Origin of the sequence: Streptomyces fildesensis (genome assembly GCF_016107395.1) — a bacterium.
Taxonomy (GTDB): Bacteria; Actinomycetota; Actinomycetes; order Streptomycetales; family Streptomycetaceae; genus Actinacidiphila; species Actinacidiphila fildesensis.
The window spans coordinates 1-212 of sequence record NZ_JAAIKO010000448.1; the positions used below are offsets into that span (position 1 = coordinate 1).

The window sequence follows — 212 nt, forward strand, 5'->3', positions numbered from 1 at the left end:
GGTCCGACGAGTTGACCAACAGCACCAGCAGCAGCAGAGACGAAAACGTAATCTCCTTTCTTAGGGGAACAAATTTCATAAAATCCCGCGTAAGCCGTGAGGCCAGGCATACCGAGTAGACCCAAGTGAAATGAAAGAGGAATATCGTCATCCCGCTGAATTCTCCTCAATTGCTCGGGATTTTGGATCAAGGTGTACTCTTCCCAACCGAC

The 212-nt window shown here is 49.1% G+C and carries 1 pseudogene; it reads right to left on the minus strand.

The window, feature by feature from the left end:
• A pseudogene (locus C6N31_RS47610) lies at window positions 1-212 on the minus strand (NADP-dependent oxidoreductase); the annotation flags it as partial.